Below are 589 nucleotides of genomic sequence, written 5' to 3' on the forward strand. Positions count from 1 at the left end.
GCATTGATTATCGAAGAAATCGGCCAGCGTAAGCATCAGGGAGGGAAACCAATCGAAAGCAGCAGCAGCTTTACCGCATTGAAGAGTGACGGGTAACGTGAAATATCGTCGGCTGTGGGGTGGTACCAACGAACGTAAAACCCCACTGCCGATAAATATATCACGCCATACAATCCCTGCTCTCAAGATAGTTGAGTGACACTTGCAAGGTGATCAGTCGGTAATTGATCTTTCCTATTCTATCATCATCGCCTTTGAGTTGAGCCTCCATGTCGTTTACAAAAGCGTTGGTGATATTCAGATCGAAAAGACCATACTCAAGCAAGGTGAGTTTGATGTCTGGATTTCTCTCTAAAAAAAAGCAGCTATAATCCATAACTTCATCCCCACCATAGTTATCTTTTATCTTGGTATCTGGAAATTTTTTTGTAAACTCAACATCATTATCGGCAGCGAAGTTTTTAACAATAAGGTTGTAGTTTTCAACCAAAGGCAACTGATTGAATGATAACTCAGACAGTGAATCCCAATTATTGGGTGTATCGAAACTGTAAATATCGACCTTATCGATTGAAAAAGTGTACCGTCT

General features: G+C 40.7%; 1 protein-coding gene. It reads right to left on the reverse strand.

The annotated features are described in order from the left end of the window. Nucleotides 1-160: 160 nt before the first annotated feature. Nucleotides 161-589 (reverse strand): hypothetical protein (locus J5069_RS23905; protein ID WP_264646133.1); only part of this gene is annotated, 429 nt, incomplete at its 5' end.

Source organism: Candidatus Symbiopectobacterium sp. NZEC127 (assembly GCF_025962675.1).
In the GTDB taxonomy this organism is placed as follows: Bacteria; Pseudomonadota; Gammaproteobacteria; order Enterobacterales; family Enterobacteriaceae; genus Symbiopectobacterium.